This is a genomic window from Zooshikella sp. RANM57 (assembly GCF_050749885.1).
Lineage (GTDB): Bacteria > Pseudomonadota > Gammaproteobacteria > Pseudomonadales > Zooshikellaceae > Zooshikella.
Genome location: NZ_JBOIUB010000051.1, coordinates 1 through 1,038 on the forward strand (window position 1 = coordinate 1; position 1,038 = coordinate 1,038).

At 56.4% G+C, this 1,038-nt stretch carries 1 pseudogene; it reads right to left on the minus strand.

Annotated features, from left to right (window positions below):
* Nucleotides 1-1,038, minus strand: a pseudogene (locus ACQ96U_RS27080) (hypothetical protein); the annotation flags it as partial.

A 1,038-nucleotide genomic window follows, 5' to 3' on the forward strand; every position in this document is an offset into this window, starting at 1 on the left:
CCCACCGCATCGTATTGGCGATTCACCATCGCGACTTGTGGGCGTGGCTGGCCTTCAACCTGATGTGCATTCTGACGCTGTTGGATCAGCTGCCCCTGGGCGTTATAGCGAAACTCAGTGACCCGTGGCTGATCACTGTTAGCCCCGACGATGGTCTGGGTCTTATTACCCAGTTGATCGTACTGATGACGGGTAATGATGCTCTGAGTACTAACCAATCCTTGCTCGACATTCGTCACTACCCGTACTTCTGGGGAGGTCTCTTCAATCAAGCGCCCCTGGGCATCGTAGGCATAGTGCGTGGTGTTACCATTACCATCCGTCGAGCTGATCTTGTTGCCCAACGCATCATAGCTGAAAGTAGTGGTGACACCCGCTTGGTGGGAGCTGAGGATTTGACCAAAGGCATTCAAGGTATGCTGCTGGACAATGACCTTATCCGAACCACTGTCTGGCCCACTACCCACTTGGGCTTGAAGCTGGCTGATCAGCGAGGTCAGGTCACTCTGTTCCGTCACCGCACCACTGCTAAGATCCAGCGCCTGTTGATACTGATAGGTGCTGACCACCTGGCCAAAGGCATCGTAACGGGTTTCGGTGGCGTAGCCTTTAGGGTCAATCTGTAACCGCAAACGGTTATTGGCATCGTAGAAGAAGTAGCCAACCTGGCCGCGTGGGTCCGTGGCCTTGATGATGTTGCCAAAGGCATCGTAGGCCGTGTGGGTCTCATGGCCGAGCGGATCACGCTCGGCGATCTTGCGCCCGGCCGCATCAAAGGTCTGCTCACTGGTATAGGCCGCCTGTAGGGTGGTGATATCCTCTTCGGTCAGCTCATAACTGCGCTTGGCCCCACCGGGGACGGTTTGTCCGTCTTCGGTAGTGACGGTATTGACGATACCTAACCGTGCACGCTCGGCCAGTGCCCAGTCACTGTCTTCTTGAATAAGGGCCACACCCCGAGCATCGACAATGGCACTGACCCGGCCCAATGCATCATACCGGTATTGGGTCTCTGCGGCCGCCTCAGTACCCAGCGCG